General features: G+C 71.2%; 22 protein-coding genes, 1 tRNA gene and 1 pseudogene. 16 read left to right on the top strand and 8 right to left on the bottom strand.

The window, feature by feature from the left end; translation table 11 throughout:
* The first annotated feature begins 17 nt into the window (after positions 1–17).
* The 5 genes from ACMXN5_RS16220 to ACMXN5_RS16200 all read left to right on the top strand — a co-directional run bounded on the left by ACMXN5_RS16220 (position 18) and on the right by ACMXN5_RS16200 (position 3,921).
* On the top strand, positions 18–713 hold the full coding sequence (locus tag ACMXN5_RS16220) for a class E sortase (RefSeq protein ID WP_395795783.1): 696 nt from the start codon (positions 18–20) through the stop codon (positions 711–713).
* Between the two features lie 61 nt (positions 714–774).
* The gene (locus ACMXN5_RS16215) at positions 775–1,038 is read left to right on the top strand and encodes a hypothetical protein (RefSeq protein WP_395795890.1); all 264 of its coding nucleotides are present in this window, start codon (positions 775–777) and stop codon (positions 1,036–1,038) included.
* Positions 1,035–1,673 carry an aminodeoxychorismate/anthranilate synthase component II gene (locus tag ACMXN5_RS16210; protein ID WP_126640238.1) on the top strand — a complete coding sequence of 213 codons (639 nt, stop codon included), beginning with the start codon at positions 1,035–1,037 and terminating at the stop codon, positions 1,671–1,673. Before ACMXN5_RS16215 ends, ACMXN5_RS16210 begins: the two co-directional genes overlap by 4 nt.
* Positions 1,674–2,020: 347 nt before the next feature.
* On the top strand, positions 2,021–3,085 hold the full coding sequence (locus ACMXN5_RS16205; protein WP_439675873.1) for a class E sortase: 1,065 nt from the start codon (positions 2,021–2,023) through the stop codon (positions 3,083–3,085).
* 65 nt (positions 3,086–3,150) lie between these two features.
* Positions 3,151–3,921, top strand: a complete 771-nt coding sequence (locus ACMXN5_RS16200) for a class E sortase (protein ID WP_439675872.1) — start codon at positions 3,151–3,153, stop codon at positions 3,919–3,921.
* A 276-nt stretch (positions 3,922–4,197) separates the two neighbouring features.
* On the opposite strand, the gene pknB is transcribed toward ACMXN5_RS16200, so the two are convergent.
* The 6 genes and pseudogenes from pknB to ACMXN5_RS16170 all read right to left on the bottom strand — a co-directional run bounded on the left by pknB (position 4,198) and on the right by ACMXN5_RS16170 (position 12,568).
* Positions 4,198–6,096, bottom strand: a complete 1,899-nt coding sequence (gene pknB, locus ACMXN5_RS16195; protein WP_439675870.1) for a Stk1 family PASTA domain-containing Ser/Thr kinase — start codon at positions 6,094–6,096, stop codon at positions 4,198–4,200.
* A gap of 206 nt (positions 6,097–6,302) precedes the next feature.
* On the bottom strand, positions 6,303–7,835 hold the full coding sequence (locus ACMXN5_RS16190) for a peptidoglycan D,D-transpeptidase FtsI family protein (RefSeq protein WP_439675868.1): 1,533 nt from the start codon (positions 7,833–7,835) through the stop codon (positions 6,303–6,305).
* 319 nt (positions 7,836–8,154) lie between these two features.
* A pseudogene (locus ACMXN5_RS16185) lies at positions 8,155–9,573 on the bottom strand (FtsW/RodA/SpoVE family cell cycle protein); the annotation flags it as partial.
* Positions 9,539–11,128 carry a PP2C family protein-serine/threonine phosphatase gene (locus tag ACMXN5_RS16180; RefSeq protein ID WP_439675867.1) on the bottom strand — a complete coding sequence of 530 codons (1,590 nt, stop codon included), beginning with the start codon at positions 11,126–11,128 and terminating at the stop codon, positions 9,539–9,541. The pseudogene ACMXN5_RS16185 and the gene ACMXN5_RS16180, both read right to left, overlap by 35 nt.
* A 5-nt stretch (positions 11,129–11,133) precedes the next feature.
* Positions 11,134–11,673, bottom strand: a complete 540-nt coding sequence (locus tag ACMXN5_RS16175) for an FHA domain-containing protein FhaB/FipA (protein ID WP_078976335.1) — start codon at positions 11,671–11,673, stop codon at positions 11,134–11,136.
* Positions 11,674–11,683: 10 nt separating this feature from the next.
* Complete coding sequence (locus ACMXN5_RS16170; protein WP_126640227.1) at positions 11,684–12,568, bottom strand: FhaA domain-containing protein; 885 nt, start codon at positions 12,566–12,568, stop codon at positions 11,684–11,686.
* A 387-nt stretch (positions 12,569–12,955) separates the two neighbouring features.
* Here ACMXN5_RS16170 and ACMXN5_RS16165 point away from each other — a divergent pair.
* Together ACMXN5_RS16165 and ACMXN5_RS16160 are read left to right on the top strand one after the other, a co-directional pair.
* Positions 12,956–13,039, top strand: a tRNA-Leu gene (locus ACMXN5_RS16165).
* Positions 13,040–13,139: 100 nt separating this feature from the next.
* Positions 13,140–14,522 (top strand): DUF2252 domain-containing protein, encoded by a 1,383-nt coding sequence (locus ACMXN5_RS16160; RefSeq protein WP_395795774.1) that lies wholly within the window; start codon positions 13,140–13,142, stop codon positions 14,520–14,522.
* Between the two features lie 452 nt (positions 14,523–14,974).
* On the opposite strand, the gene ACMXN5_RS16155 is transcribed toward ACMXN5_RS16160, so the two are convergent.
* The gene (locus ACMXN5_RS16155; protein ID WP_439675866.1) at positions 14,975–15,562 is read right to left on the bottom strand and encodes a TetR/AcrR family transcriptional regulator; all 588 of its coding nucleotides are present in this window, start codon (positions 15,560–15,562) and stop codon (positions 14,975–14,977) included.
* 182 nt (positions 15,563–15,744) lie between these two features.
* Here ACMXN5_RS16155 and ACMXN5_RS16150 point away from each other — a divergent pair, with 182 nt between their 5' ends.
* Both ACMXN5_RS16150 and ACMXN5_RS16145 read left to right on the top strand, forming a co-directional pair.
* The gene (locus tag ACMXN5_RS16150) at positions 15,745–16,551 is read left to right on the top strand and encodes a hypothetical protein (RefSeq protein ID WP_395795773.1); all 807 of its coding nucleotides are present in this window, start codon (positions 15,745–15,747) and stop codon (positions 16,549–16,551) included.
* Between the two features lie 164 nt (positions 16,552–16,715).
* Positions 16,716–17,048, top strand: a complete 333-nt coding sequence (locus ACMXN5_RS16145; protein ID WP_395795772.1) for a rhodanese-like domain-containing protein — start codon at positions 16,716–16,718, stop codon at positions 17,046–17,048.
* Positions 17,049–17,090: 42 nt separating this feature from the next.
* On the opposite strand, the gene ACMXN5_RS16140 is transcribed toward ACMXN5_RS16145, so the two are convergent.
* Complete coding sequence (locus ACMXN5_RS16140; protein WP_439675865.1) at positions 17,091–17,780, bottom strand: PaaI family thioesterase; 690 nt, start codon at positions 17,778–17,780, stop codon at positions 17,091–17,093.
* A gap of 162 nt (positions 17,781–17,942) precedes the next feature.
* On the opposite strand from ACMXN5_RS16140, the gene ACMXN5_RS16135 reads away from it, so the two are divergent.
* From ACMXN5_RS16135 to ACMXN5_RS16105, 7 genes are all read left to right on the top strand, one after another.
* Positions 17,943–19,589 (top strand): AMP-binding protein, encoded by a 1,647-nt coding sequence (locus tag ACMXN5_RS16135; RefSeq protein WP_439675864.1) that lies wholly within the window; start codon positions 17,943–17,945, stop codon positions 19,587–19,589.
* A gap of 124 nt (positions 19,590–19,713) precedes the next feature.
* A complete protein-coding gene (locus ACMXN5_RS16130; protein WP_439675863.1) occupies positions 19,714–20,535 on the top strand; it encodes a DUF5819 family protein in 822 nt (273 codons plus the stop codon).
* The gene (locus ACMXN5_RS16125; protein WP_439675862.1) at positions 20,522–21,817 is read left to right on the top strand and encodes an HTTM domain-containing protein; all 1,296 of its coding nucleotides are present in this window, start codon (positions 20,522–20,524) and stop codon (positions 21,815–21,817) included. The genes ACMXN5_RS16130 and ACMXN5_RS16125 overlap by 14 nt, the downstream gene beginning before the upstream one ends.
* A gap of 77 nt (positions 21,818–21,894) precedes the next feature.
* Positions 21,895–22,641, top strand: a complete 747-nt coding sequence (locus ACMXN5_RS16120) for a TrmH family RNA methyltransferase (protein WP_439675861.1) — start codon at positions 21,895–21,897, stop codon at positions 22,639–22,641.
* On the top strand, positions 22,638–23,504 hold the full coding sequence (locus ACMXN5_RS16115; protein ID WP_439675860.1) for an NTP transferase domain-containing protein: 867 nt from the start codon (positions 22,638–22,640) through the stop codon (positions 23,502–23,504). The genes ACMXN5_RS16120 and ACMXN5_RS16115 overlap by 4 nt, the downstream gene beginning before the upstream one ends.
* A gap of 23 nt (positions 23,505–23,527) precedes the next feature.
* Complete coding sequence (locus ACMXN5_RS16110; protein ID WP_439675859.1) at positions 23,528–24,724, top strand: molybdopterin molybdotransferase MoeA; 1,197 nt, start codon at positions 23,528–23,530, stop codon at positions 24,722–24,724.
* A complete protein-coding gene (locus tag ACMXN5_RS16105; RefSeq protein ID WP_439675858.1) occupies positions 24,721–25,869 on the top strand; it encodes a potassium channel family protein in 1,149 nt (382 codons plus the stop codon). Before ACMXN5_RS16110 ends, ACMXN5_RS16105 begins: the two co-directional genes overlap by 4 nt.
* Positions 25,870–25,871: the final 2 nt, after the last annotated feature.

Below are 25,871 nucleotides of genomic sequence, written 5' to 3'. Positions count from 1 at the left end.
CAGTGTTGCGGACCACGATGCGAGGCCTCGGGGAGGTCTTCATCACACTGGGCGTCGTCATCCTCTTGTTCGTCGTCTATCAGCTCTACTGGACCGGCGTGCTGGCCGATCGTGCGCGGGCCGACGAGATGCACAAGCTCGACGAGGCCCGCAAGCGGATCGGGGCGAGTGTGCCCAAGGACGTGCCGGTCGCCCAGGCACCCGCGGCGCAGGCCCCGTACGAGGACGGTGAGCCGTTCGGGACCATGTACATCCCCCGTTTCGGTGACGGCTGGTACAAGACGATCCGGCCCGGGGTCACGCCCAAGGAACTGCAAAAGGGCCTGGGTTGGTACAAGGGCAGCGCGCAGGCGGGTCAGGACGGCAACTTCGCCATCGCCGGGCACCGCAAGACCTACGGTGACCCGTTCCTGAACGTGCCCAAGCTGCAGGTGGGCGACAAGGTCGTGATCGAGGGCATCACCGAGTGGTTCGTCTACTCGATCGACAAGCCGGTCAGCCTTCCCGGGGACAAGGCGGTCCTGAAGACCGTTCCCGAGGATGTGCACGTGCTCGACCCGGTGCCGGCGAAGGCCTATACGGCGCCCGGGAAATACATCACCCTGACCACCTGCGAACCCGAGTTCGGCAGCACGCACCGGTTGATCGTCTGGGGCCACCTGGAATCGCGGACCCCGCTGTCGTCCGGTCGACCGGCGGCGTTGCAGGGATGAGCGGGGCGGGGATGAGCGAGTCGGGCCGCGCGGGCGGCGAGCGAGAGAGGGCCTGGGCCTGATGTACGGCTGGATCTGGCGCACCCTGCCGGGGAACGTGTGGGTGAAGCTCCTGCTCTCCCTGGTCCTGGTGCTGGCCATCGTGTACGCGCTGTTCACGTGGGTCTTCCCGTGGGCCGAACCCCTGCTGCCGTTCAGCGATGTGACGGTCGATCAGGACAACGTGACGAACACCACCGGGCCTGGCGGCGTACCGCTTCCGGCGGGTGCGACCTCGGGGTCGTCCGGGTCACCCTCTTCACTGCCGGGAGGACTGCCGGGATGAGCGCGCGCATTCTCGTCGTGGACAACTACGACAGCTTCGTCTTCAACCTCGTGCAGTACCTCTACCAACTCGGCGCGACCTGCGAGGTGCGGCGCAACGACGCGGTGACGGTCGAGGAGGCCGAGGAATTCGACGGCGTACTGCTGTCCCCGGGACCCGGTACGCCCGAGGGCGCCGGGATCTGCATGGAGATGGTGCGCCGCGAGGGCGGCCGGGTGCCCGTCTTCGGGGTGTGCCTGGGGATGCAGTCCATCGCGGCGGCGCACGGCGCTACCGTTGGCCGGGCGCCCGAGCTTCTCCACGGCAAGACCAGCCCTGTGGTGCATGAGGGGGCGGGCGTCTTCGCCGGCCTGCCGTCGCCGTTCACCGCGACGCGCTATCACTCGCTCGCGGTGGATCCGGACACGATTCCGGCCGAACTGGAGGTGACCGCATGGACCGGGACCGGCGTGATCATGGGCCTGCGGCACCGCGACCGACCGGTCGAAGGCGTGCAGTTCCACCCGGAGTCGGTGCTGACGGAGTACGGCCACCGGATGCTGGCGAACTGGCTGGTGAGCTGCGGGGATCCGACGGCGCCGGACCGGTCGGCGGGTCTGGCACCCGTCGTCGGGCGCACGCCGCTCCCGGCCTGACCGAGGGGTCGATACCCGACGGCGGGTACGGGGCGGCCGAGGCCGGGCCCTACGGGCCGGGGGGTGTCCCGTACGGGTCGGGTGAGGGCGGCTCGGATGGGCCGGGCGGTTCCCACGCCTTGGGCGGGGGCGGACGGCACGGGGCGGGTGGCGGGCGGCACGGAGCGGGTGGGCAGGCCCCGTATGCGCCCGAGGACTATGCGCGGGACCTGGTCGACCCCGGCTTCACGGCACCGCCCACAGCGGCCCTTCCGGCCGTTTCGGATCCGGTTCCGGGCGGGCGCGCGGCCCGGCGGCGGGCCGCGCAGCGGCAGCGGGCCGAGTCGGTCGAGCAGACGGCGGTCCACATGCCGCCGGCAGCGATGGTGGAGGCGCCTCGGGCGCTGCCGGGTGCGCCGGACGTGGTGGGCGCGGCGGACGCCGTGGACGCGTCCGACGCGATGGATGCGTGGTTTCGGGCCGACGCGGGGGTGGTGGGCGCCGATCCGGTGCTCGACCCGGCGTACGCGCCCGCTCCGGAGGCTGTTCCGCGGTCGACACCGACGCCGAGCGCGGCGGACGGCGGCGCGGTCGTACCCGGCGGGCGGGCGGAGCGGCGCAAGGCGCAGCGCAAGAAGGTCGGCCGGGGCGGTTCCCGTCCGCCCGCGCGCCCGGAGCCGGCCGAGGGCGCCGGACGAGCGGCCCGGCGGCGGGCGGCCAAGCCGTCGACGGGCGCGCGGATACTGACCGCCGGCGCCCGCCTCGTGGGCGAACTCGCGATGACGGTGGGCGTACTCCTGGTCCTGTACGTGGTGTACCTGACCTGGTGGACGAACATCGTGGCGGCGGAGAAGGCCCGGAACGAGGCGCACGACATACAGCAGAGCTGGAACAACACGCCCGGCCAGGTGGTCGACCCGCGCAACCCCGGCCAGTACATCGCCCCGAACAAGGGGTTCGCGCTGCTGTACATCCCCCGGATCGGGATGGAGAAGCAGGCGATAGCGGAGGGCACCGACCGGGGCAAGGTGCTCAACAACGGCCTGGTGGGCCACTACACCGACCCGAAGACGGCGATGCCGTGGGACGTCCAGGGCAACTTCGCGGTGGCCGCGCACCGCAACGGGCACGGCGAGCCGTTCCGCTACATCAACAAGCTCAAGCCCGGCGACAAGGTGGTCGTGGAGACCGCGACCACGTACTTCACGTACACCGTCGACGCGGACCTGCCGCAGACCTCGCCGTCGCACATCCAGGTGATCGATCCGATCCCCGACAAGGGGCCGTACACCAAGCCCGGCCGCTACATCACGCTGACCACGTGCACGCCGGACGGCGCCTCGACGTATCGCCTGATCGTCTGGGGCCACCTGGAGGAGGAGCGGCCGCGTTCCCAGGGCAAACCGGACGCGCTGCTGGCCGGGGCGAAGTGACGGCGCATCACATTCCGGTCTCCGGGTCCTGACCGAACTTCTTGTCTGTGCCAAGCTGTCGACCCATGGGCGCTGTACGCAAAACCATTCGCGTCGGGGCGGAACTCCTCCTGACCCTGGGCCTGGTCGGTCTGCTGCTGTGTGTGCACCAGCTCTACTGGACCAACTTCGAGGCCCGGGCCGAGGCCCGCAGCGAGGTGGACCAGCTGCGCAGGGACTGGGCCAGACAGGGCACCGAGGGCCCCGAGAGCACCGAACCGCCCGCCGCGCAGCCGCCCACCGACGTCCTCAGCGGCCCCACCGACGTGAGCGTGGACGGCGGCAAGGACGGCCAGAAGGTGGTGGGTTCGCACACCATCCGCGGCGAGACGCTGGCCATCCTGTGGATCCCCAGACTCGGCTCGGGCTGGTACCAGCCGATCATCGAGGGGTCGAGCCTGGCCTCACTCTCGAAGGGCGTCGGCCACTACACGTACCCGCCCTACGTCGGCCCCGGCGGCGCCGGCAACTTCGGCCTCGCCGGCCACCGCAACGGACACGGCGAGCCGTTTCGCCACCTGAACAACCTGCGGGCGGGCGACAAGGTCGTGGTCGAGACCAAGACCCAGTGGTTCACGTACACGATCGTCAAGGGCCCGTTCATCACCAAGCCCTCCAACGGCTCGGTCCTCACCGCCCGACCCCCGGACCTGGGCGGCCCGACCGGGCGCAGCCTGATCACCCTGACCACGTGCGATCCGGAGTTCACCTCCAAGAACCGCATGATCTACTGGGGCGAACTCACCACGACCGACCCGAAACAGGGCGATACAAAGCCGGCGGCCCTACGCCGCTGACCGCGGGGCGGGTGCGGGGCGCCGGGAGGGTGTCGTCACGGTTGGGTACCGCCGACGATCGTGCGCCGCGGCGCCGATCGAGTTCGCCGAAAGCGAGCCGAGCGACGCCGTAATACCGGTCCTGGGCGCCTTGTTCGCCGTCGTGGACACAACCGAGGGTCTCCGGAGGTAGCTCCTGCCCAAGCCCCGCGTCCACGCCCCCCTGTGCGTCGGCAGGAAAAGGCCGAGGCCCCGGGAGGATCGGCTCTCGGGGCCTCGGTTCAGGGTGCCTTCGGGTCAGTTCGGCCAGTTGCCGTGGCCGCCCCTCAGGTCGCCGCCCAACACCGGGTTGCCGCCGCCGTTGCCCTGGTTGTTGCCGCCGGTCGGGGGCGGGCTGCTGGAGCCCGTGTTGCCGCCCGGGGTGCCCGTGGCCGGGGGGGCCGTGGTGGCCGGGGTCGGGCCCTTGGAGACGGTGAGGTTGATGGTGCCGCCCTCGTTGATCTTCGAGCCCGCGGTCTCGCTCTGCTTGAACACCTGGCCGGCCGGCTTCTCCGTCGTGTACTGGTCGGGGGACTTGGTGACCCTGAACCCGAGGTTCTCCAGCTTGGCCTTGGCGTCGTCGTAGCTGAGGCCGGCCACCTGCGGCACCTGCACCTGGGTCTTGCCGGTGAAGATGTTCAGCGTGACCTTCTCGCCCACGCTCAGTTCGGCGCCCGCGTCGGGGCTGGTCGAGCAGACGGTGTCCCGAGTGCAGTTGTTCAGCGTCTGGCTGCGCACGGGGTCGGCCACCAGGCCGGCGTCCTTGAGCTTCTTGGTCGCCTCCTCCTCGGTGGCGCCCTTGAGGCCCGGCGGGACGGTGGTCTTCTTCGGGCCGCCGAAGGCCCAGACCTGGATGGTGTCGCCCTTCTTGGCGCTCTCCCCGGCCGCCGGGGTCTGCTTGCAGATGGTCCCCTTGGCCCCGGTGGCGTCCTTGGGGCACTGCGACGGATCGTCGTTCATCTTGATCTTGAATCCGGCGTTGTCCACCGCCTTGGTGGCATCCTCCAGGGTCCTGCCGGTCAGGGGAGGCACCGCCGCCGACTTGTCCTCGCCGTCGCCCATCAGGGTCTTGCCGATGAAGAACGCGGCGACCAGGACCGCGATGCAGGCCAGCGCCAGCAGGATCCAGGCGCCGCCGCGGGACTTCCTCGGCTCGTCCCGACGACGGTCGTTGTCGTCGAGCTCGTACTGCCCCGTGGCCGGACCCTGGCCGTGCGCCGGGATGACCTGGGTCGCCCCGCCCGCCGTCGGCGGCAGGTACTGCGTCGCCGGGTCGGCCCCCATCGGCGCCGCCATCACGCTCGGCGCGCCCACGGGCAGGCCGTGCAGCGCCCGCTCGATGTCGGCCCGCATCTCGTCGGCGCTCTGGTACCGGTTGTCCGGGTTCTTCGCCAGCGACTTGAGCACGATCGAGTCGATGGTCGGCGAGACCTCGGGGTCGAACGTGCTCGGCGGCAGCGGGTCCTCGCGGACGTGCTGATAGGCCACCGCGACCGGGGAGTCGCCGATGAACGGCGGGCGTTCGGTCAGCAGCTCGTAGAGCAGGCAGCCGGTGGAGTACAGGTCGGTCCGGGCGTCCACGGTCTCGCCGCGGGCCTGCTCCGGGGACAGGTACTGCGCGGTGCCGATCACGGCCGCGGTCTGCGTCATGGTCATGCCGTTGTCGGCCATCGACCGCGCGATGCCGAAGTCCATCACCTTGACCGTGCCCTGCCGCGTCAGCATGACGTTCGCGGGCTTGATGTCGCGGTGGATGATGCCGTTGCGGTGGCTGTACTCCAGCGCCTGGAGCACGCCGGCGGTCATCTCCAGAGCCCGTTCCGGCAGCAGCCGGCGGCCCGAGTGCAGCAGCTCGCGCAGCGTCGAGCCGTCCACGTACTCCATCACGATGTACGGGATCGAGATCCCGTCGATGTAGTCCTCGCCGGTGTCGTAGACCGCGACGATCGCCGGGTGGTTCAACGAGGCGGCCGACTGCGCCTCGCGGCGGAACCGGGCCTGGAACGTTGGGTCACGGGCGAGATCGGCGCGCAGTGTCTTGACCGCCACACTGCGTCCCAGACGAATGTCACGGCCCATGTACACCTCGGCCATGCCACCACGGCCGAGGACCGCGCCGATCTCGTACCGGTCGCCGAGGCGACGCGGCTCTTCCATAACTTCCAGCCCTTCCCTTACCGGTCCACGGCCTTCGGTCTTCGGCCGGCCGGCACCGCGGCGATTGCCCCAACGGTCCGGCGCGTTCTCCGACACGGTACCGGTGCGGCGGCCCGGCGAGCCGTCACACCCGAGCCACGAGGGCACGTCGATATCTGATTGCAGTAGTGGTCGGAGTGACTAGTGGAGTGGTCGTGTGCCATGGCTCACTTCTTGACCACGGCTTCCATGATTGCCTTGGCGATCGGGCCGGCGAGCTGCCCGCCGGCGATGTCGCTGCGGTCGATCTCGGTGTCCGGCTCCACCACGACCGCGACGGCGACGTTCTTGCCGTCCGGGCCCTTGGCGTACGAGACGAACCATGCGTACGGCTTCTTGCCGTTGTTGAACCCCTGCTGCGCGGTGCCGGTCTTGCCGCCGACCTCGACGCCCGGGATCGCGGCGGGCTTGCCGGTGCCGTCCTTGACCACGGCCTGCATCATGTCCCGCAGCTGTGCCGAGACCTCGGGCGAGACCGCCTGGCTGATCATCTGCGGTTGGGTCTTCTCCAGCACCGAGAGGTTCTGCGCCCGCAACTCGTCCACCACGTACGGCTTCATCACCTTGCCGTTGTTGGCGATCGCGGCGGCGACCATGGCCATTTCGATCGGGGTGGACGCCACGCTCTCCTGGCCGATCGAGGCCCGCATGAGCTGCCCGCCGTCGTTGCTGCCCGGGAACACGCTGGGCTTGGTCCGCATGGGGATGTCGAGTGGGTTGTCGTTGAGGCCCTTGCCGAAGTTGTTGAAGCCGAACTTCTCGGCCTGCTCCTTGAGCTTCGCCTCGCCGACGTCGGTGCCGAGTTGGGCGAAGACGGTGTTGCAGGACAGTTCGAGCGCCCGCTGCAGGGTGGCGCCGACACAGCCCGGGTGCGAGGCCTCGCTCAGGCCCTGGTTCGAGGACGGGTAGAACAGCGTGTCACCGCCCTTGAGCGGAACCACCGGCGCCTCGTTCGGCTTGGCCTTGCCCTCGGACAGCGCCGCCGCCGCGGTGATCAGCTTGAAGGTCGACCCGGGCGGATAGGTGTAGCGCAGCGCCCGGTTGTCCATCGGCATCTTTGGGTCGAACTTGGTGTCCGGCTTCTTGCGCTTCGGGTTGGTGTCCAGGGTGAGCTGGTCGTACGTCTCGGCGACCGCGTTGCGGTCGTTCTGGGCCAGTACGTTCGGGTCGTAGGACGGCGTGCTGACCATCGCCAGCACCTTGCCGGTGTCCGGGTCGATCGCCACTGCGGCGCCGGTCTTGTCCTTGAGGCCGTTGTACGCGGCCTCCTGCGCCTTGGCGTTGATCGTCAGTGCGACGTTGCCGCCCCGGGTGCCCTTGTTGGTCACGGTGTCGAGCACCTTGCGGACGAACAGCCGGCTGTCCTTGCCGCTGAGGATGTCGTCGTCGAGGTTCTCCAGCAGGTTGCTCCCGACGAACGGCGAGATGTAGCCGGTGACCGGCGCGTACATCGGGCCGAACTCGTACTTGCGCAGGAACTCGTACTGCTTGTCGTCGGTCTTGACCGAGCTGGTGATCGGCTTGCCCTCGACGAGGAAGTCGCCGCGCGGGTGCGAGTACTTCTCGTAGATCGCCCGCTTGTTGTGGCTGTTGTTCGCGTAGTCGTCGGCCTTGACGACCTGGACCCAGTTGGCCCGCAGCATCAGTGCCGCGACCAGGATCAGGCAGAAGACGGAGACCCGCCTCAACGGCTTGTTCACGGTGTTTCCCTCCCCTGGACGTGCGTTGCGGCGGTCACGGGTTCGGCCCGCCGGAGCCGCCCTGGCCCGGTGGGCCGAACGGGGCTCCGCCGCCGGGGTTCGGCGGGGGCGCGAATGGTCTGGGTGGCGTCCCGGAGCCACCCGGAGGCGGGGTACCGGGGGCGCTGGGCACCCCGCCCGCCACGGTCAGCGCCTCGGGATCGGGAGCGGACGAACCGTCGGCGGGCGTCGCGTTCGGCGGCGGGGTGGTGCCGCCGGACGGTGTGCCGTCGCGGCCGGAGGCGTGCGAGCCGCGCCGGGGGGCCACTCCCGCGCCCGGGTCGAAGGTCCCGGCGGGCGGCGCGGGGCGGCGGGCGGTGTCGCTGATTCGGATCAGGATCGCCACCAGCGCCCAGTTGGTGATCACGGACGAACCGCCCTGGGCCAGGAACGGCATCGTCATACCGGTGAGCGGGATCAGGCCGGTGACGCCGCCCGCGACCACGAAGACCTGGAGCGCGATGGTGACCGACAGGCCGGCCGCGAGCAGCTTGCCGAACGGGTCGCGCGCGGCGAGCGAGGTACGCAGACCACGCTCGATCAGCAGCGCGTACACCATGAAGATGGCCATCATCCCGGCCAGGCCCAACTCCTCGCCGACCGTGGTCAGGATGAAGTCGCTGCGCGCGGCGAAGCCGATCTCGGTCGGGTGGCCCTGGTTGAGGCCGGTGCCGAGCAGGCCGCCGGTGCCGTAGCCGAACAGGGCCTGGGCCAGCTGCTCGGACTGCACCGATCCGCTGCCGTTGTAGGCGGCCAGCGGATCCAGCCAGGCCGCCACACGGTCGTGCACGTGCGGTTCGAGCGTGCCGACCACGACCGCGCCGCCGACCGCCATGAACAGACCGAACAGCAGCCAACTCGTGCGCTCGGTGGCCACGTAGAGCATGACCACGAACAGGCCGAAGAACAGCAGCGAGGTGCCGAGGTCGCGCTCGAACACCAGGATCAGGATGCTCAGCAGCCAGACCACCACGATCGGGCCCATGTCCCGACCGCGCGGGAAGTACAGCCCCATCACCTTGCGGCTGGCCAGCGCGAGCGCGTCGCGCTTGGCCATCAGGTAACCGGCGAAGAAGATCGTCAGCACGATCTTGGTGAACTCGCCGGGCTGGAAGTTGAACGGGCCCAGCCGGATCCAGATCTTCGCGCCGTACATGTCGCCCGGGAACGGGATCGGCGACACGAGCAGGACCAGCGCGAGCGCCATGAACGTGTACGTGTAGCGCTGGAGCAGCCGGTGGTCCTTCAGGAGCACCACGATGCCCACGAACAGCCCGATGCCGATCGCCGAGTACATCAGCTGCGAGCCGGCCGCCGCGGTGCCGTGCCTGCCGCCCAGACCGATGCCCTTGACGATGTCCAGGTCGAGCCGATTGATGAACATCAGGCCCATGCCGTTGAGGAACGTGGCCAACGGCAGCAGCAGCGGGTCGGCGTACGGCGCGAACTTGCGGACCAGCAGGTGCGCGATTCCCGCGAAGACGCCGAGGCCGAAGCCGTACTTGATCAGGCTGCCCATGGGCAGTGACCCGTCCCCCGCCAGTCCCACGTTGGCGTAGGCCAGCATCGGCACCAGGACCGCGAATCCGAGCATCATCAACTCGGTGTTGCGGCGATTCGGTGCGGCTTGGGGGGTGATCGTCGTGTTGCTCACGGCGCTCCCCTCAGTTCGTTCCGGCGGTTCCGGCCGGTCGCGGATAACACTGCTTGGCCAGCTCGGCCTCTTCGGCGCTCAGCCCCGCCCCGGGTGCCTCCGGTGTCGCCGCCGGTGGTGTCGTACTCGGTGGCGCCGAACTCGCCGGGGCACTCGGGCTCATGGTCGTGCCGCCCTTGCCCCGGCCACCCGGCTCGGTGGGCGGCGCGGTCGAACTGCGGTTGCTGCGCGAGGCCGTGGTCGAGGTGTGCTTGGCGGCCGGCAGGTTGGTCTGTGCCGCCCCCGGGAGGCCCTGGACCTGCTGGGGGAACGCGTCCACGCTGCCCGCCGGCTGGGCGCCGGGGTTGCCGGGAGTCTCGGTCTTCTTCATGTCCTGCGCCGAGTACGACCTGCGACACACGTCGGCCTGGCGCTTGAGCCGGTCGATGGTGTGCCGTGCGTCGCTCAGGCTCGTCGCGTCGAGCGTGCTGTTGACCGCGTCCCGATTGGGCTGACCGATCAGGGACAGCTTCACCTCGTCGTAACTCTGGTACGTGCTCGCGAGGTTGATGCCCAGGATCTTCGAGTCGATCCCCCGGTAGATCGCTACGTGGTCTCCTTTGTCGGCCACGAAGTATTGCGTCTGGGTCCAGTAGTAGGCGCCGCCGAGCGCCGCCACCAGCACCGCGACGCCGCCCCAGATGGGCAGCGTCTTGCGCAGGGTGGACTTGGGCTTGGGCTTGCGCCGGCTGCCCGGCTCGGAGACCAGGGCCTCGGTCTCGTACTCGCCGGCGGTCAGCTCCCGGGCCCGGGAGGCCGGGGTGGTCGGCAGCGTCGTGGTGTCGTCCACCACGGCCGCGACCGCTCCCACCACGATCGGGCTGTCGGAGGGCTGGTCGGAGGGGTCGACCACGTCCGCGACGATGCAGGTGATGTTGTCCGGACCGCCGCCGCGCAGCGCGAGCTGGATCAGCTCCTGGACCGCGTCGTTGGGATTGCCGTAGGTGAGGAGGGTGGTCTCCATCGTCTCCCGGCTGACCACCCCCGACAGGCCGTCGCTGCAGATCAGGTAGCGATCGCCGGGCCGGGCCTCGCGCACCGACAGGTCCGGCTCGACGTGGCCGCGCCCGTCCAGCGCGCGCATCAGCAGCGAGCGCTGCGGATGGTGGTCGGCCTCCTCCTCGGTGATCCGACCCTCGTCGACCAGGCGCTGCACCCAGGTGTGGTCCTGGGTGATCTGCTCCAGGGCGCCGTCGCGCAGGAGGTAGGCACGGGAGTCGCCGATGTGGGCGAGGCCGAGTCGGCTCCCGGTCCACAACAGCGCCGTCAACGTGGTCCCCATGCCCTCGAGCTGGGGATCGTCGTCGACCATCACACGCAGTCGGTCGTTGGCGCGATCGACCGCCGAACGCAGCGCGTCGAGCAGGTCGGCCCCGGGCACGTCCTCGTCGAGTTCGACGATGGTGGACAGGACTTCGGAGCTGGCGACTTCGCCCGCTGCCTGCCCGCCCATGCCGTCGGCGACCGCGAGCAGGCGAGGACCGGCATACCCGGAGTCCTCGTTGCCTTCTCGGATCATGCCCTTGTGGGATCCGGCGGCGAAGCGGAGAGAGAGGCTCATTCAGGCTACCTGCGCAGCTCGATAACGGTCTTGCCGATGCGGATCGGCGCACCGAGCGGCACGGGGGTCGGACCGGTCAGGCGCGTACGGTCCAGGTAGGTACCGTTCGTCGACCCGAGGTCTTCGACCACCCAGCTGCCGTCGGGCGCAGGGTAGATGCGGGCGTGCCGACTCGACGCGTAGTCGTCGTCCAGCACGATGGTCGAGTCGTGCGCCCGGCCGATGGTGATCTGCTGATCCGTCAGATTTATCGTCGTGCCGGTCAGCGAGCCTTCGGTGATCACCAGTTTGCTCGGGCTGTTGTTGCGTTGGCCGCGGCGGGGCCGGGCCTGCTGCCGCTGCGGAGGCGGGGCCGGCTGCGCCTGCGGAGGCGGAGTGGCACCTCCTCCGGCTGCGGCCGGCGCGGCGGTTCTGCGCCGCGTGGGTCGTTGGGTCACGCGTGTGCCGAAGAGGTCGCTACGGATCACCTGTACGGCGACGATCACGAACAACCACAGCACAGCGAGGAAACCCAACCGCATAACGGTGAGGGTCAGCTCAGACATGCGCCCGTTGTCACCCCTCGGCTTGGCGGAACACGACAGTGGTGCTGCCGAGCACGATGCGCGATCCGTCCCGCAGGCCGGCACGTTGGCAGTGCTGGCCGTCGACGACGATCCCGTTGGTCGAACCGAGGTCCGTGATCGACGCCGGGGCGCCTACGCGGATCTCGGCGTGGTGCCGCGAAACGCTCGGATCGTCGACGCGAACTTCCACATCGGTGCTGCGGCCCAACTTCACGACCGGGGCGGTGAGCTCGTGACGCACCCCGTTGACCTCCAGCCAGGTACGCAGCCGTGGTGCCGGCGGCGGAGTCTGACCGTAGCCGGCCTGCTCCCCCGGCTGTGGCCGGGGCGGCGTTCCCGGGGTCCCGGGCGGGCCGAAGGGGGGCGGTGCGGGCACCCCGGGCGGGGGTGGCCCGCCGGGTCGACCGTATCCATAACCCTGCGGCGGCTGCTCGGGTTGCGGCCCCCCGCCCGGGAAGGGCGATGCCTGCGGGGGCTGCTGCTGGTCCAGGTGGGACTGGCTGCCCGCGAGTGCCTGACTGCGCACCCGGTACAGACCCGTGTCCAGATCGTCGGCATGTTCGAAATGGACCTCGACGGGGCCGATGAACGAATAGCGCTGCTGTTGCGCGTAGTCGCGCACCACGGTCGCCAGCTCACCGCCGAGTTGCTGCACGTACGGGCTCAGGCGCTCATAGTCGTGTTGTCCGAGCTCGACGACGAAGTCGTTCGGGACCATGGTGCGGTCTCGGTTCCAGATCGTCGCGTTGTTGTCGCACTCGCGCTTGAGGGCGCTGGCGATCTCGACGGGCTGGACATCGGACTTGAACGCCTTGGCGAAGGCGCCGTTGACCAGGCCCTCGAGCCGTTGCTCGAACTTCTTCAGGGGACCCACGGGCACCTCCTTCCGTACGCGATCGGCCGGTCCGGTCCTACAGTCTGCTCACTGATCGTATCCACGCGTGGGAAACGGGCGCGGTTCCCTACCGTGGCCACTGTAAGGAGTGTTGGCTTTCACAGGGATTCCTACACCCTGTCGACCCCTCGGTGGCTCGCTTGCAGTAGTTGTGCCGCGACCGTGTGCGTGGCCCGGGCCGAAGCCCGTTCACCGTACGGTGCAGGGCAAGCATGCCGGAGAGGCGGGGGTCGTGGGGATCCCGGTACGGAAAGATGAACCGTTGGTTGCTCTGAGTGGCCATACAGGTGCTCATGGTGTGAGCCGTGGGGGCTGCGGGTAAGGATTCGTAATGGGCCTCGGGCCCGTGCTAATCTTTGATTGCTCGCGCGGGTGGCGGAATAGGCAGACGCGCTGGATTCAGGTTCCAGTGCCCGAAAGGGCGTGGGGGTTCAACTCCCCCCTCGCGCACCGAGCAAAGGCCCCAGGTCATCGACCTGGGGCCTTTTCGTATGTCGGGCCGTGTGTCGTGCATGGCCGGTCGTGGGCTGGGTCCGGGGAGGATCGGTACATGTCGGGGACTTCGGTGGGGCGGGAATTCATCGTTCCGGGTTTTCGGGACAGGTCGGATGTGGCGTCCAAGGCGCTGGGCAAGGGCCTGCGCGAGCGGGTCTCGCGGTCCGCGCACGCGGCGTTCGAGCCGGCGGTGGATCGGCCGGACGTGGTGGAGAGCGTCGAGCGCTCCAACGTCGGGCGACTCGAACACCTGGTGCCGTTGCGGATCGGGCGCATGGCGGCCTCGCCGTTCGCGTTCCTGCGCGGGGCGGCCGGGTTGATGGCGGCGGACCTGGCGGCGGAGCCGGTGACGGGGCTGACCGCACAGATATGCGGTGACGCGCACGCGGCGAACTTCGGGGTGTTCGGTACGGCCGAGGGTCGGCTCGTGATGGACCTCAACGACTTCGACGAGACCGTGCAGGGACCGTGGGAGTGGGACCTCAAGCGGCTGGTGGCCTCGCTCGTGGTGGCGGGTCGGGTCGGCGGGCTCGACGAGGACGCGTGTCACGCGGCCGCCTACGACGCGGCCGCGTCGTATCGCAAGACGATGGCGCTGCTCGCCAAAATGCCGGTGCTCCAGGCCTGGAACGCGATCGCCGACGACTCGCTGGTGGCGCACGCGGACGCGGACGAGTTGTCCGGATTGCTGGCGCAGGTCACCGCGAAAGCGCGGCGCAACACCAGCGCGCGGTTCGCGGCCAAGTCGACCGCGCGGCGCTCCGACGGCACCTGGCACTTCGTGCCCGATCCGCCGGTGCTCACCGAGGTGGACGACGACCTCGCCCGTGCGGTGGCGGGCGGCCTGGAGAGCTACGTGGACACCCTCTCCACCGAGCGGCGGCCGTTGTTGGCCCGGTTCGCGGTGGAGGACGTGGCGTTTCGGGTGGTCGGCACCGGCAGCGTCGGTACCCGGGCCTATGTGGTGCTGCTCCTGGGCAACGGCGACGAGCCGCTGGTGCTGCAGGTGAAGGAGGCCCGTCCGTCGGCGCTGGCGCCGTATCTGCCGCCCACCCGGGTCGAGCACGAGGGGCGTCGGGTGGTGGTCGGGCAGAAGTGGATGCAGGCCGGCACCGACGCGCTGCTGGGCTGGACCTCGATAGACGGGCGCGACTTCATGGTGCGGCGGTTCCGCAATATGAAGGGCAGCATCGACGCGACGCTGCTGGCCGCGCACGAGATAGACGACTACGCGCGGATGACCGGCGCGCTGCTGGCCCGGGCGCACAGCCACTCGGTGGACCCGCAGGTGTTGGCCGGTTACTGCGGGAAGAACGACCGGCTGGAGGACGCGTTCGCGCGGTTCGCGGTGCGGTACGCGGATCGTACGGAGGCCGACCACGAACAACTGCTGGCCGCAGTGCGGTCGGGCCGGCTGCCGGCCGAGACCGGCGTCTGACCCGGCGGGGGTGAAGCCCCGGGGGGCGGGACGAGCTTGGCCGATTCCCTCGTTGCGATGGGGCGAGCGTCCACTCATCCGGGGTGAAGCCCCGGGGGGCGGGACGGCCCTGGCCGATTCCCTCGTTGCGATGGGGCGAGCGTCCACTCATCCGGGGTGAAGCCCCGGGGGGCGGGACGGCCCTGGCCGATTCCCTCGTGCGCGTTGCCGCGCACGAGGGCTTCGTGTCGTGGACCGGCCGGCGGGGTGTTCCGGCTCGGTCGCCGCTCCAGGGCGGGGGGACCGGGTGTGCGGGCGGCGGGGGCATGGGGTGTGCCGGCCGCCGCGCGTGCGGGGTGCCCGGGGGGAGGGCCTACCCCGGCCGTGCCTTCCTTCGAGGAGAGCGTGCCGGAAGGACGGCACGTTCGTGGGCATGCCGGATGAAGGGTGGACCCTTCATCCGGCCGTGCGCACTATGACTGCTTCATCGACGCGATGGACGCTCGCGTGAACTCGATGAGGTGCTTGCGCCGGTTCGCCCGGGCCTCCTCGGACTCCGAGTCGGCCCCGAGCAGTACCCGCGACAGCTGCGGCATCGTCTGTTGCCAGGCGGCGACGCCGATGAGCGAGTAGAGCAGCTGGGCGACGTCGGGCGAGGGCTTCACGCCGAGGTGATCGGCGAACTCCTGAAGTTTCGCGGCGTAGCTCGTGACTCGCCGCTCCTCGTCCGGGACCGGGTCGTGCCCGTAGTACAACGCCTCCCACACCAGCAGCCGGAGCAATTCCGGGCGGGCGCAGTAGAAGTCGTACACCTGGGCGATGTACTCGGCCGGGTCGTCGTTGGGCATCGTGACGACCGTGTTGAGCTCCTGGAGCGACTCCGTCAGCACGTGCTGGAAGAGCTGCTCCTTGTTCCCGAAGTACGCGTAGATGCGCTCCTTGTTCACCCCGGCGCGCAGGGCGATGCGGTCGACGCGGGCGCCGGCGATGCCGTGCTCGGCGAACTCCGCGCGGGCGGCGTCGAGAAGTTTGGCTCGGGTGCGTGCGGTGTCGGGCGGCATGGCTGGATCTTATCCCCTCTAGCCAACTGCTTTGTTGGATCGACTGGCCAGGGACGGCCTGACCATGCTGCCCTACCACATAGGCTGCTGGGGGGTGTTGCGAGTGATTTGATCTTCAAAGTCCGGCAGACGCGCCCGCCGGCCGGTGTCGCGCGGGAACAGAACAGCACACAAGGGACGTGATGGACGAGGTCAGCGCGCCGACCCCCTGGTCGGACCCCGAAATCGCCGAGTTGGAGCGACAGGTCGCCGCCGAGGAGACCGCCTTGCTCGACGACGAAGTGGATGTGACGACCCTTCAGGTCGAGCTGGACAACCTGGCGATCGTGCACCACCGCCGGCTCGGTCCGCTCTACGAGCGGCTGGACGAGTTGGACGCCTTGATCGCGGAGGCGATCGCGGCGCACACCGGCGATCCGGCGGACATCCGGCGCGCGGTCGAATTGCGTGGTGTGGTCACGGACATGCCGGACTTGGACTCGCTTTTGGGTGCCCTCGACGGGGCGCCCGGCGCGGAGGGCGGTTCGGCCGAGGAGTCGATGCCGGTGCCTGAGGTGCACCGGGTCAGCCCCGGCGCCGAGGCGCGCAAGCTGTTTCGCGAGCTGGCCCGCCGGGCGCACCCGGATCTGGTCCAGGACCCGGAGGAGAAGCAGCGCCGGGGTGCCTTCATCGCCAGGGTGAACGCCGCGTACGCGCGGGGCGACGTGACCGAGCTGCTGGCGTTGGGTACGGAATGGGCCACGTCCCCGGAGGGCGCGAGCGAGGCGGGTACCGAGGGCCGGGGGCAGTGGTTGCGCAGCCGGCTGGCCTGGCTCACCCATCGCCGCACCGAGCTGGCCGGCCTGCGCGAGGAGCTGATGGCGGGTGCGATGGGGCAGCTGCTCCAGCTCGCCCCCGACGATCCGGACGGCCTGCTCGAACATCTGGCCGACCAGCTCCTGCACGACATCGCGGAGAAGGAGAAGGTGCTCGGCACGCTGGTGCCGTGATCGGCCGCCGCGGCCGGTGCCCGGCCGCCCCCGCCTGCGCGTGTGTCGGGGGTGACGAGCGGGCGGTTCGCCCGCTCGGGGCACCTGTGCGCGGCGCCGATGACCGACAATGTGCGATGAGCGCGGCCGGACGGGTTCCGGACGCCTGACCTCCCGGAGACCCGATGCACCTGTCGCCCCCGCCGGCCGTGGCCGCCGCCGCGGTTCCCGACGACGCCTTCGTACTGGACGTACGGGAGGCGCACGAGTGGGACGCCGGTCATGTGGCCGGCGCCCGGCACATCCCGATGAACACGCTGCTCGACCGGATCGACGAGGTGCCGCACGACACCCGGGTGTACGTGATGTGCCGGGTCGGCGGCCGGTCCGCGCAGGTCACCCACTATCTGGGCCAGCAGGGCTGGGACGCGGTCAACGTGGACGGCGGGATGCTCGCCTGGGAGGCCGCGGGGCGGCCGATGGTGAGCGAGACCGAGGCGGCTCCGGCGGTGGTCTGAGGCCCGCCGCGCCACTGCCTCCGGCCGGGACCGTCGTTCGGTTCAGGACCGCCGTTCCGCGATGAACACCGCGGTCGCCTCGGCGGTCACCTGCCCGTCGGCGCGGATCTCACCGGTCGCGAAGCTCTTGCGTCCTTCGCGGCCGGTCCAGCGCCCGGTCAGCTCCAGCGGTACGTCGTAGGGCGTCGCCCGGCGGTAGCGGATGTCGAGGCCGGCGGTCAGCCCCGGCGCACCGGCCGCGGACGCGGCCACCCCGAGCAGCTGGTCCAGGATCACCGCCACGATGCCGCCGTGCGCGCGGGCGGGCGGGCCGCCGTGTGCCGCGGTCAGCGTGCATCGGGCGTGGATCTCCACCGACGCGGGCTCCGCCGTCGGGTCGGGCCTGGGGGTGACCTCGGCGAACACCAGCCGGGGCGCCTGCGGGTTGAGCCGTCCCGAGCCCATCTGGGTCAGATGTTCCAGCCGGCCGTCCGGATACCGGATCAGCGAGACGGCCTGCGGGCGGCGGGCCGCGCCGAGCAGCGCGGTCAGCTCGGCGATCCGCCCGGCCGCGTCCGCGCGTACCGCGGCATCCACGTCGGTCCACACCACCGCCTCGACCAGATCCCGCACCCGGTCCGCGAGGTCGAGCGCCTCCGGGGTCACGCTCTCCGGTCCGGGCAGGGTGCCGGCCATCAGTTCGGCGAGGGCGGTGGCCGAGGCCGGCGGCAGCGGCCCGGTGTTCGAGTTCATACCCGTCCCTTCGTGACACTTTGCTGGAACCTGCCGAGAATGCCCATCCTTCGCGACGCGGTTCTTGATCTTGCCAAGAATGCGGGCCAAGAATATGACGGTGCATCAGATCTAACGGTCTATCAGATCCGGCGTGGCCGGATCGCGGTGAGGGAGTGCGGCATGGTGACGATCGCGGAGCTCGTACATCGCCAATGGGGCGACGAGCGGACCGGGCTGCACTTCGAGGACCTGACCTGGACGCACGACCGGATCGCCCGCGACGCCGCCGCCCGGGCCGCGCTGCTCGCCGACCTGCTGCCGCGCGGAGTCGAGCCGCACGTGGGGGTCCTGCTCGACAACGTGCCCGAATTCCCGCTCTGGTTGTCCGCCGCGGCGGTGGCGGGCGCCACCCTCGTGGGAGTGAACTCGACGCGCCGCGGCGCGGAGTTGGCGCGCGACATCACCCACGCCGAATGCGCCGTCCTGGTCACCGAGCGGGCGCACCTGCCGCTGCTCGACGGATTGGACCTGGGCATCCCGGCGCAGCGCATCCTGGTGGTCGACGACCCCGGCTACGCCGACCTGCTGCGGCCCTACGCGGACGCCGCGCTGCCCGCCCTGACGGTCGACCCCTCGGATCGGCTGCTGATCGTGTTCACCTCCGGCTCCACCGGCGCGCCCAAGGGGGTCATCTGCTCGCAGGGCCGGTTGGCCGGCGCGGGCACCGCGCTGACCGCGCAGTTCGGCTTCGGCCCGGACGACGTCAACTACGTGTGCATGCCGATGTTCCACGGCAACGCGCTGATGGCGAACTGGGCGCCGGCGCTGCGCGCGGGCGGCGCGGTCGCGCTGCGCCGCCGGTTCTCCGCGTCGGCGTTCCTGCCCGACGTCCGCCGCTACGGCGCGTCCTACTTCACCTACGTCGGGCGTGCGATCTCGTATCTGCTGGCCACCCCGGAGCGGCCCGACGACCGGGACAACCCGTTGCGCGCCGGGTTCGGCACCGAGGCGGGCGCGGTGGACATGGCGCGCTTCGAGGCGCGCTTCGGATGCGCGCTGACCGAGGGGTACGGCTCCTCGGAGGGCGGGATGAGCGTCAACCGGCGGCCCGGGACGCCCCCGGGCGCGGTCGGGCCGTGCCCGGAGCACGCCGCGGTGCTCGATCCGGCGACCGGCGAGGAGTGCGCGCGGGCCGAGTTCGACGCGGCGGGTCGGCTGGTCAACGGCGACGCCGCGATAGGTGAGCTGGTCAACACCGGGCGCAGCGGATTCGAGGGCTACTGGCGCAACGAGCAGGCGTCGGCGGCCCGGTCCCGGGACGGCCGCTACTGGACGGGCGACCACTTCTACCGGGACGCGGCCGGATACCTCTACTTCGCCGCGCGGGCGGACGACAAGCTGCGGGTGGACGGGGAGAACCTGGCGGTGGCCACGATCGAGGGCATCCTCGCCCGCCACGAGCCGTTCGAGGTGGTGGTCGTGTACGGGGTGCCGGACCCGGTGACCGGGGACCTGGTGATGGCGGCCGTGCAGATGCGTGAGGGGGCCGCCTTCGACCCCGGGGAGTTCGCCGCGTTCATCGCCGAACAGCCCGACCTGGGCACCAAGATGGCGCCCACGTTCGTGCGGGTGGTGGACACGGTGCCGACCACCGCGACCAACAAGGTGCACAAGGTCGGATTGCGCCGCGAGGGATTTCGTACGGCGGACGAGGTGTGGTGGCGTCCCGAGCGCGAGGGGGCGTATCGCCTCCTCGACGACGCCGGGCGACAAGAGCTGATCGAGCGCTACCGCGCGCACGAGCGAGAGCACGTGCTGGACCTGTGAGCCGCGCTCGCGGAAGCCGTCGGGAACGGGTGGTCGGCGGTGGTTTCGGTACGCCCCGCCGACCGGACCCGGTAGCGTGCCGGGCGCACGGGTCCGGATCGGACCCATCGACCACGGGAGAGGCATGCAGTCGCCTGACGACGCGGTGCCCGGGCAACCGGTGGATCGGTCGAAGCCGGTAGTCGAGTCCGGGGCGGCGGTGGGCACCGCGACCGGCGGACCGACGACCGATTCGGGTCCGGCACCCGGCACACCATCGCCCGCCGTCCGCATCCCGGAACAGGCGGGGGAGCGTTCCCCCGTCGACGTGCCGACGGACACGGCGGTGCCCGCCGACGAGCGCCGGTCGACCGCGGTGCGCTCGGTCACGGCGGTGTTCGCCGTCCTCGCGATCCTGGTGACCCTCGTCCACGTCTTCTTCGTGTTCCTGCACGTGGCGCCGAGCAACGCGCTGAGCCAGGAGTACCAGAAGGAGACCGGCACCTGGATCTACCCCTACTTCGAACAGAACTGGGCGCTGTTCGCGCCGAATCCGATGTCGGAGAACTTCCGCGTGCAGGCACAGTCGCGGGTGCGCGGTCCGGACGGTCGGGTCGTCGAGTCGGACTGGTCCGACCTGACCCTGGACGACCTGAACCACATCCGGGGCAACCCGTATCCGAGCAAGGCCGACCAGAACATGATCCGGCGCGCCTGGTCCAGCTACTCCGACAGCCACGACGCCAAGGACGAGTCGGCGATCGGCAGCCGCGGCCCGCTGACCCAGCGCTACCTGCGCCGGATCGTGGTGCACCGCTTCCAGGACGCGGGCCTGAACCGCTCGCTGGAGTCCATCCGGATCCGGGTCGCGACCACGGCGATCGGCAAGCCCGACGCGAGCCCCGAGCCGACGACCTCGTACCGCACGCTCGGCTGGTGGGAGACGAAGCCCGATGACTTCCGGTGAGGTGCGGCCGCCCGGCGCGGCGAGCCCGTGGCGCCGCGGGGAGGACGCCGTCGGCCGCGCGCTGGTCGGGGCCCTGGACGCGGTCGGTACACGTACCTTCGCGGTGCACCAGGCGGCGCTGCTGCGGATCGGCTACGGCCTGGTGTTCCTGGTCAGCCTGCTGCGCGAATACCTGAACCGGCGGGAGATCTGGGGCGATCAGTCGGCCTGGTCGCCGGACATGGCCCGGGAGCTGCTGAACGGCATCCAGGGCGTGAGCCTGCTGCTCGAAAGCGACTCGCGCTGGTGGTTCGAGGGCGTCTACCTGGCCGCCATCGTGGTCAGCGCGCTGTTCGTGCTCGGCTGGCACACCCGGGCGACGAGCATCCTGTTCGCCGTCATGGTGGTGTCGTTCAACAGCCGCTCCATCCTGATGACCGACGGCGGCGACACCGTCCTGCTGCTGATGTCGATCTACCTCGCCTTCACCGCCTGCGGTCGGGTGTGGTCGCTGGACGCCCGTCGGGCCCGGCGCACCGGGGTGCGCCCCGGCACCGGTCCCGGGCATGAGGTCGGGGTGCTCGTCGGGCTGATCGCCATGGTCGTGCTCGGCACCACCTGCCGGGGCGACTCGTGGGCCCTGCACCCCAAGTTCTCCTTCGCGTTCGTGTGCCAATGGATCTGGCTCCCCGGGATCCTCGTGGTCTTCGGCGCGCTGTGGCGGCTGCCGCGCGAGGTGGAGCAGGTCCGGGCCGGCCTGGTCACCGCGGTGCACAACTGCGCGCTGTTCGTGATCGCCGCCGAGGTGTGCTTCATCTACGGCGCGGCCGGTCTCTACAAGGTGCAGGGCTCGTACTGGCAGGACGGCACGGCGATGCACTACGTGCTGAACCTGGAGTACTTCGCGCCCTGGCCCGGGGTCAGCCACACGCTCGCCGCGAACACCGAGATGGGCGTCGTGCTGGCCTACCTCACGGTGTTCATCCAGGTCGGCTTCGTCTTCATGCTGTTCGCGAAGCGGGTCAAGTACGTCGCGATCGTGATCCTGCTCGGCATGCACTTCGGCATCGCCGTCCTGCTCGGCCTGCCCGCGTTCTCCGCGTCGATGTCGGTGGGCGACGCGCTGTTTTTGCCCACCGCGTTCCTGATCTGGACCCGCTCGCGGGTGATCGGGCGGCTCACGGCGCGGCTGCGGCGCGGGCCCGCCGCGCCGGCACAGGTGCCGGCCGATCCCGGGCCGCCGGCCGTGCCGCCCGCGTCCGAGGGGCCGGCGGGGTTGTCGCCGACCGCGAGTCGGGCCTGACCGAGGCACTCGCGCCCCCGTCCCGACCCGCGCCACGCCGGTCGGGGCGGGGGCGCGCCGGGTTCTAGGCTGCTGCCATGGACCCCCACGACGTCGATGCCCGGGTGCGCCGGTCGGCCGCGGCGCCCGGGACGGTGCTGCTCGACGGCTTCCACGCGGTCAAGCACGCACTGCGGTTCGGCGCGGACGTGGCCCTGGTGGTGACCACCGACCGGGCCGCGGTTCGCGCGCTCGCCGACGAACTCGCGGCTGACGTGGGCGAACACCTGGACGAGACGGCGATCGAGGTGTCGGAAGCCCTGCTGCGCGAACTGGTCCCGCGCGGCAGCCCTACCGGGGTGCTCGCGTTCGCCCGGCGTCCCGAACCGGCGCCCCTGGGCGAGCGCGCCGCGCCCGTCGTGCTCCTGGAGAACCCGCGCAACCTGGGCAACGTCGGGGCGGTGATCCGGCTGGCCGCCGGGTTCGGCGCCGCCGCCGTGCTGACCACCGGCGACCTCGACCCGTGGCATCCGCACGTGATCCGGGGCAGTGCGGGGCTGCACTTCGCCACCGAGGTCGCCCGGGTCGGCCCCGACGAACTGCCCGACGGGCCGCTGTTCGTGCTCGACCCCGAGGGCGACGACCTGCGGGCCACCGACATTCCCGACGACGCGGTCCTCGCCTTCGGCACCGAACGACACGGCGTCTCCGCGGCGTTGCGCGGGCGGGCGGATCGACGGGTGGCCATCCCGATGCGGCCCAGGGTCTCCAGCTACAACCTGGCCACCAGCGTCGGGATGGCCCTCTTCCGCTGGTCCTGCACCTCCGCGAACGCGCCGGCATGAGCGGCCACGACGCCATCGTGCTCGCCGGCGGCGCGGCCCGGCGGCTGGCCGGCGCGGACAAGCCGGGCCTGCTCGTGGCCGGTGTCCCGCTGCTCGACCGGGTGCTCGCCGCGGCGGCCGGCGCCGAGCGCACCATCGTGGTGGGCCCGCGCCGGCCGACCCGCCGCGCGGTGGTGTGGGTGCGCGAGGACCCGCCCGGCGGCGGCCCGGTGGCCGCGCTCGCCGCCGCGCTGCCGGTCGTGCGGGCCGACGCGGTGGTCCTGCTCGCGGCCGATCTGCCGTTCCTGTCCGCCGCGTTGCTCGACCGCCTGGTGGCCGCGCTCGGCCCCGACCGGGGGCCGGACGCGCCGGCCGGCGTGGTCGCGGTCGACGCCGACGGGCGCGACCAGTACCTGCTCGCCGCCTACCGCACCGCCGCGCTCCGCACCGCGCTGGCCGGTCTGGGCGAGCCCGCCGGGGCGGCGCTGCGCCGGGTGGTCGGCCCACTCGCGACGCGCCGGATCCAGGCCGGTCCCGACGCCGCCTTCGACTGCGACACCTGGGCGGATGTGCGCGACGCGCGAGCACGGTCGGGGAGGATGGACACAGCCCCGAAGAGGAGAGAGATGACTGGCCTGGACGAGTGGACCGAAGCGGTCAAGCAGGAACTGGGCATCGAGTTGGACGTGGACATCGCGGCGCTGCTCGACATGACCCGGGTGGCGGCGCACAACGTGCAGCGACCCGCCGCGCCGCTCACCTCCTTCCTGGTCGGTTACGCCGCAGCCATGCGCGGCGGCGGCGCCGACGCGGTGGCCGAGGCGTTGCGCCAGGCGCGCGAACTCGCCGAGCGTCGGGGCCCCGACGCCGAACCGGACGCCTGATGGTCCCTCGGGAGAGCCGGACCGTGCCGCGCCCCGAACCGCACGCACCGGTGCCGTCGGCGCTCGGCTGGCCGGAGGCTCGGGCCACCGCCCGCGCGGCCGGGCGACCGCTGCCCGCGGTCTCGCGCACCCTGCACCACGCGCGTGATCACGTGCTGGCCCGGCCCATCGTCGCGCTCACCGACCTGCCCTCCTTCGACACCTCGGCCATGGACGGCTGGGCGGTCGCCGGGCCCGGGCCGTGGCGGGTGCGCGGCCGGTTGCTCGCGGGCGACTCGGGCGGGGAGATCGGGGTGATGCGCGACGGGGACGCGGTGGAGATCGCCACCGGCGCGCGGGTGCCGCACGGGGCCACCGCCGTGCTGCGCAGCGAGCAGAGCCGGGTCGAGGGCCGCACGCTCTTCGCCGACGCGCACCTCCAGCAGGGCACCGACATCCGCGCGTGCGGGCAGGAGTGCCGACGCGGCGACGAACTGCTGCCGGCGGGTACCACGGTCACCCCCGGGGTGACCGGCCTGGCCGCCGCGTCCGGCTACGACGAACTGGTCGTGGTGGACCGGCCTCGGGTGGAACTGCTGGTGCTCGGCGACGAGTTGCTGGACTCCGGACTGCCTCGGGAGGGCCGGATCCGGGACGCGCTGGGCCCGCTGATCACGCCGTGGTTGCGCACCCTGGGCGCCGATCTGCTGCGGGTGCGCCGGGTCGGGGACAACCCGGACACGCTGCGCGCCCACGTGAGCGGGTCGCGGGCCGACGTGGTGATCACCACCGGCGGGACCGCCGACGGCCCGCGTGACCACGTGCACGGGCTGCTCGCCGAGTTGGCCGCGGACGTCCTCGTGGACGGCGTTGCGGTCCGCCCCGGCCATCCGATGTTGCTCGCCCACCTGCCCGGCGAACGCCCCGGCGCCGGGCGGTATCTGGTCGGCCTGCCGGGTAATCCGCTGGCCGCGGTCGCCGGCATGCTCACCCTCGCGGTGCCGCTGCTGCGCCGGTTGTCCGGGCGGCCCGAACCGCGCCCGCGCCGGATCCGGGCGGGCGCCGACATTGCCGGCCACCCGCACGACACCCGCCTGGTGCCGATGCGCGGGGATCGGCCGTTGGCCTTCGCCGGACCGGCGATGTTGCGCGGGCTCGCGGTCGCCGACCGGATCGCGGTGGTACCGCCGGGCGGGGTGCGCGCGGGCGATCCGGTCGAGGTGCTGGCGGCGCCCCGGTGAGGACGGTGCGTTTTCCCGACGACCGCCCGGCCGATCGGCGCGGGCCGCGCGGCGCGCTGACCCGGCCGCTGCCGAAGCTGCGCAAACCACCCGAGGGGCCGGCGGGCCTGGCCGGTCAGGCGGGCGCGAGCGTACACATCCCCAAGGACCGACCCGGGCCGCTGGCGCAGGTGTTGCGCCGCTTCGGGATGGCGCTGCTGGTGCTGGCGGCGACGATCCTGGTCGTCTACGTCGACAGCGACGGCTATCGCGACACCGTGGACGAGCACGTCTCGTTCCTCGACGCGGTGTACTACGCGACGGTCACCCTCTCCACCACCGGCTACGGCGACATCACCCCCGCGAGCGACAGCGCCCGCCTGGTGAACGTGGTGCTGATCACCCCGCTGCGGGTGGTCTTCCTGATCATCCTGGTCGGCACCACCCTCGAGGTGCTCACCGAGCGCACCCGGGAGCAGTTGCGGCTCAACCGTTGGAGGTCCACGTTGCGCGACCACACCGTCCTGGTCGGCTACGGCACGACGGGATACAGCGCGGTACACACGCTGATGGCGCAGGGCGTCTCGCGCGGGAACATCGTCGTGGTCGACTCCGACCCCGAGGCGGTTGCCGAGGCGAGCGACGACGACGGACTCGTGGTGGTCTCCGGCGACGCGACCCGGGCGGAGGTGCTGCGCCGGGCCGAGGTCGAGCGGGCGCGGAACATCATCGTGTCGGTCAACCGGGACGACACCGCGGCCCTGGTCACGCTGACCGCACGGCAGTTGAACCGGCGCGCGTGGATCGTGGTCGCCGTGCGCGAGGACGAGAACGCGCCGCTGATCCGGCAGAGCGGCGCCGATTCGGTGGTCACCACCGCCAGCGCGGCGGGCCGGCTGCTCGGGGTCTCCATGCTCAGCCCGAACGTGGGCGAGGTGATGGAGGACCTGATGCACTACGGCGAGGGCATGGACCTGGTCGAGCGGCCGCTCGAGAAGCACGAGAAGGGCAGGTCGCCGGGCGAGTGCGGCGATCTGGTGGTGGCCGTGGTGCGCGGACACCGCACGCTGCGGCACGACGATCCGGAGGCGGCGGTGCTCGGCGCGGGTGACCGACTCGTGGTGATCAAGACCCATAAGCCCCGTCCCAAGCCGGGTGACTCATAGGC

The sequence above is a fragment of the Embleya australiensis genome (genome assembly GCF_051903075.1).
GTDB lineage: Bacteria > Actinomycetota > Actinomycetes > Streptomycetales > Streptomycetaceae > Embleya.
Note: the sequence above shows the minus strand (reverse complement) of the source record. Positions and strands in the feature narration are given on the sequence as shown.

What these genes read in the sequence shown, in the direction of transcription:
- ACMXN5_RS16220 (WP_395795783.1), top strand. Translation starts at nt 18, where the DNA reads ATGCGAGGCCTCGGGGAGGTCTTCATCACACTGGGCGTCGTCATCCTC.
- ACMXN5_RS16215 (WP_395795890.1), top strand. Translation starts at nt 775, where the DNA reads ATGTACGGCTGGATCTGGCGCACCCTGCCGGGGAACGTGTGGGTGAAG.
- ACMXN5_RS16210 (WP_126640238.1), top strand. Translation starts at nt 1,035, where the DNA reads ATGAGCGCGCGCATTCTCGTCGTGGACAACTACGACAGCTTCGTCTTC.
- ACMXN5_RS16205 (WP_439675873.1), top strand. Translation starts at nt 2,021, where the DNA reads ATGCCGCCGGCAGCGATGGTGGAGGCGCCTCGGGCGCTGCCGGGTGCG.
- ACMXN5_RS16200 (WP_439675872.1), top strand. Translation starts at nt 3,151, where the DNA reads ATGGGCGCTGTACGCAAAACCATTCGCGTCGGGGCGGAACTCCTCCTG.
- pknB (WP_439675870.1), bottom strand. Translation starts at nt 6,096, where the DNA reads ATGGAAGAGCCGCGTCGCCTCGGCGACCGGTACGAGATCGGCGCGGTC.
- ACMXN5_RS16180 (WP_439675867.1), bottom strand. Translation starts at nt 11,128, where the DNA reads ATGAGCCTCTCTCTCCGCTTCGCCGCCGGATCCCACAAGGGCATGATC.
- ACMXN5_RS16175 (WP_078976335.1), bottom strand. Translation starts at nt 11,673, where the DNA reads ATGTCTGAGCTGACCCTCACCGTTATGCGGTTGGGTTTCCTCGCTGTG.
- ACMXN5_RS16160 (WP_395795774.1), top strand. Translation starts at nt 13,140, where the DNA reads ATGTCGGGGACTTCGGTGGGGCGGGAATTCATCGTTCCGGGTTTTCGG.
- ACMXN5_RS16155 (WP_439675866.1), bottom strand. Translation starts at nt 15,562, where the DNA reads ATGCCGCCCGACACCGCACGCACCCGAGCCAAACTTCTCGACGCCGCC.
- ACMXN5_RS16150 (WP_395795773.1), top strand. Translation starts at nt 15,745, where the DNA reads ATGGACGAGGTCAGCGCGCCGACCCCCTGGTCGGACCCCGAAATCGCC.
- ACMXN5_RS16145 (WP_395795772.1), top strand. Translation starts at nt 16,716, where the DNA reads ATGCACCTGTCGCCCCCGCCGGCCGTGGCCGCCGCCGCGGTTCCCGAC.
- ACMXN5_RS16140 (WP_439675865.1), bottom strand. Translation starts at nt 17,780, where the DNA reads ATGAACTCGAACACCGGGCCGCTGCCGCCGGCCTCGGCCACCGCCCTC.
- ACMXN5_RS16135 (WP_439675864.1), top strand. Translation starts at nt 17,943, where the DNA reads ATGGTGACGATCGCGGAGCTCGTACATCGCCAATGGGGCGACGAGCGG.
- ACMXN5_RS16130 (WP_439675863.1), top strand. Translation starts at nt 19,714, where the DNA reads ATGCAGTCGCCTGACGACGCGGTGCCCGGGCAACCGGTGGATCGGTCG.
- ACMXN5_RS16125 (WP_439675862.1), top strand. Translation starts at nt 20,522, where the DNA reads ATGACTTCCGGTGAGGTGCGGCCGCCCGGCGCGGCGAGCCCGTGGCGC.
- ACMXN5_RS16120 (WP_439675861.1), top strand. Translation starts at nt 21,895, where the DNA reads ATGGACCCCCACGACGTCGATGCCCGGGTGCGCCGGTCGGCCGCGGCG.
- ACMXN5_RS16115 (WP_439675860.1), top strand. Translation starts at nt 22,638, where the DNA reads ATGAGCGGCCACGACGCCATCGTGCTCGCCGGCGGCGCGGCCCGGCGG.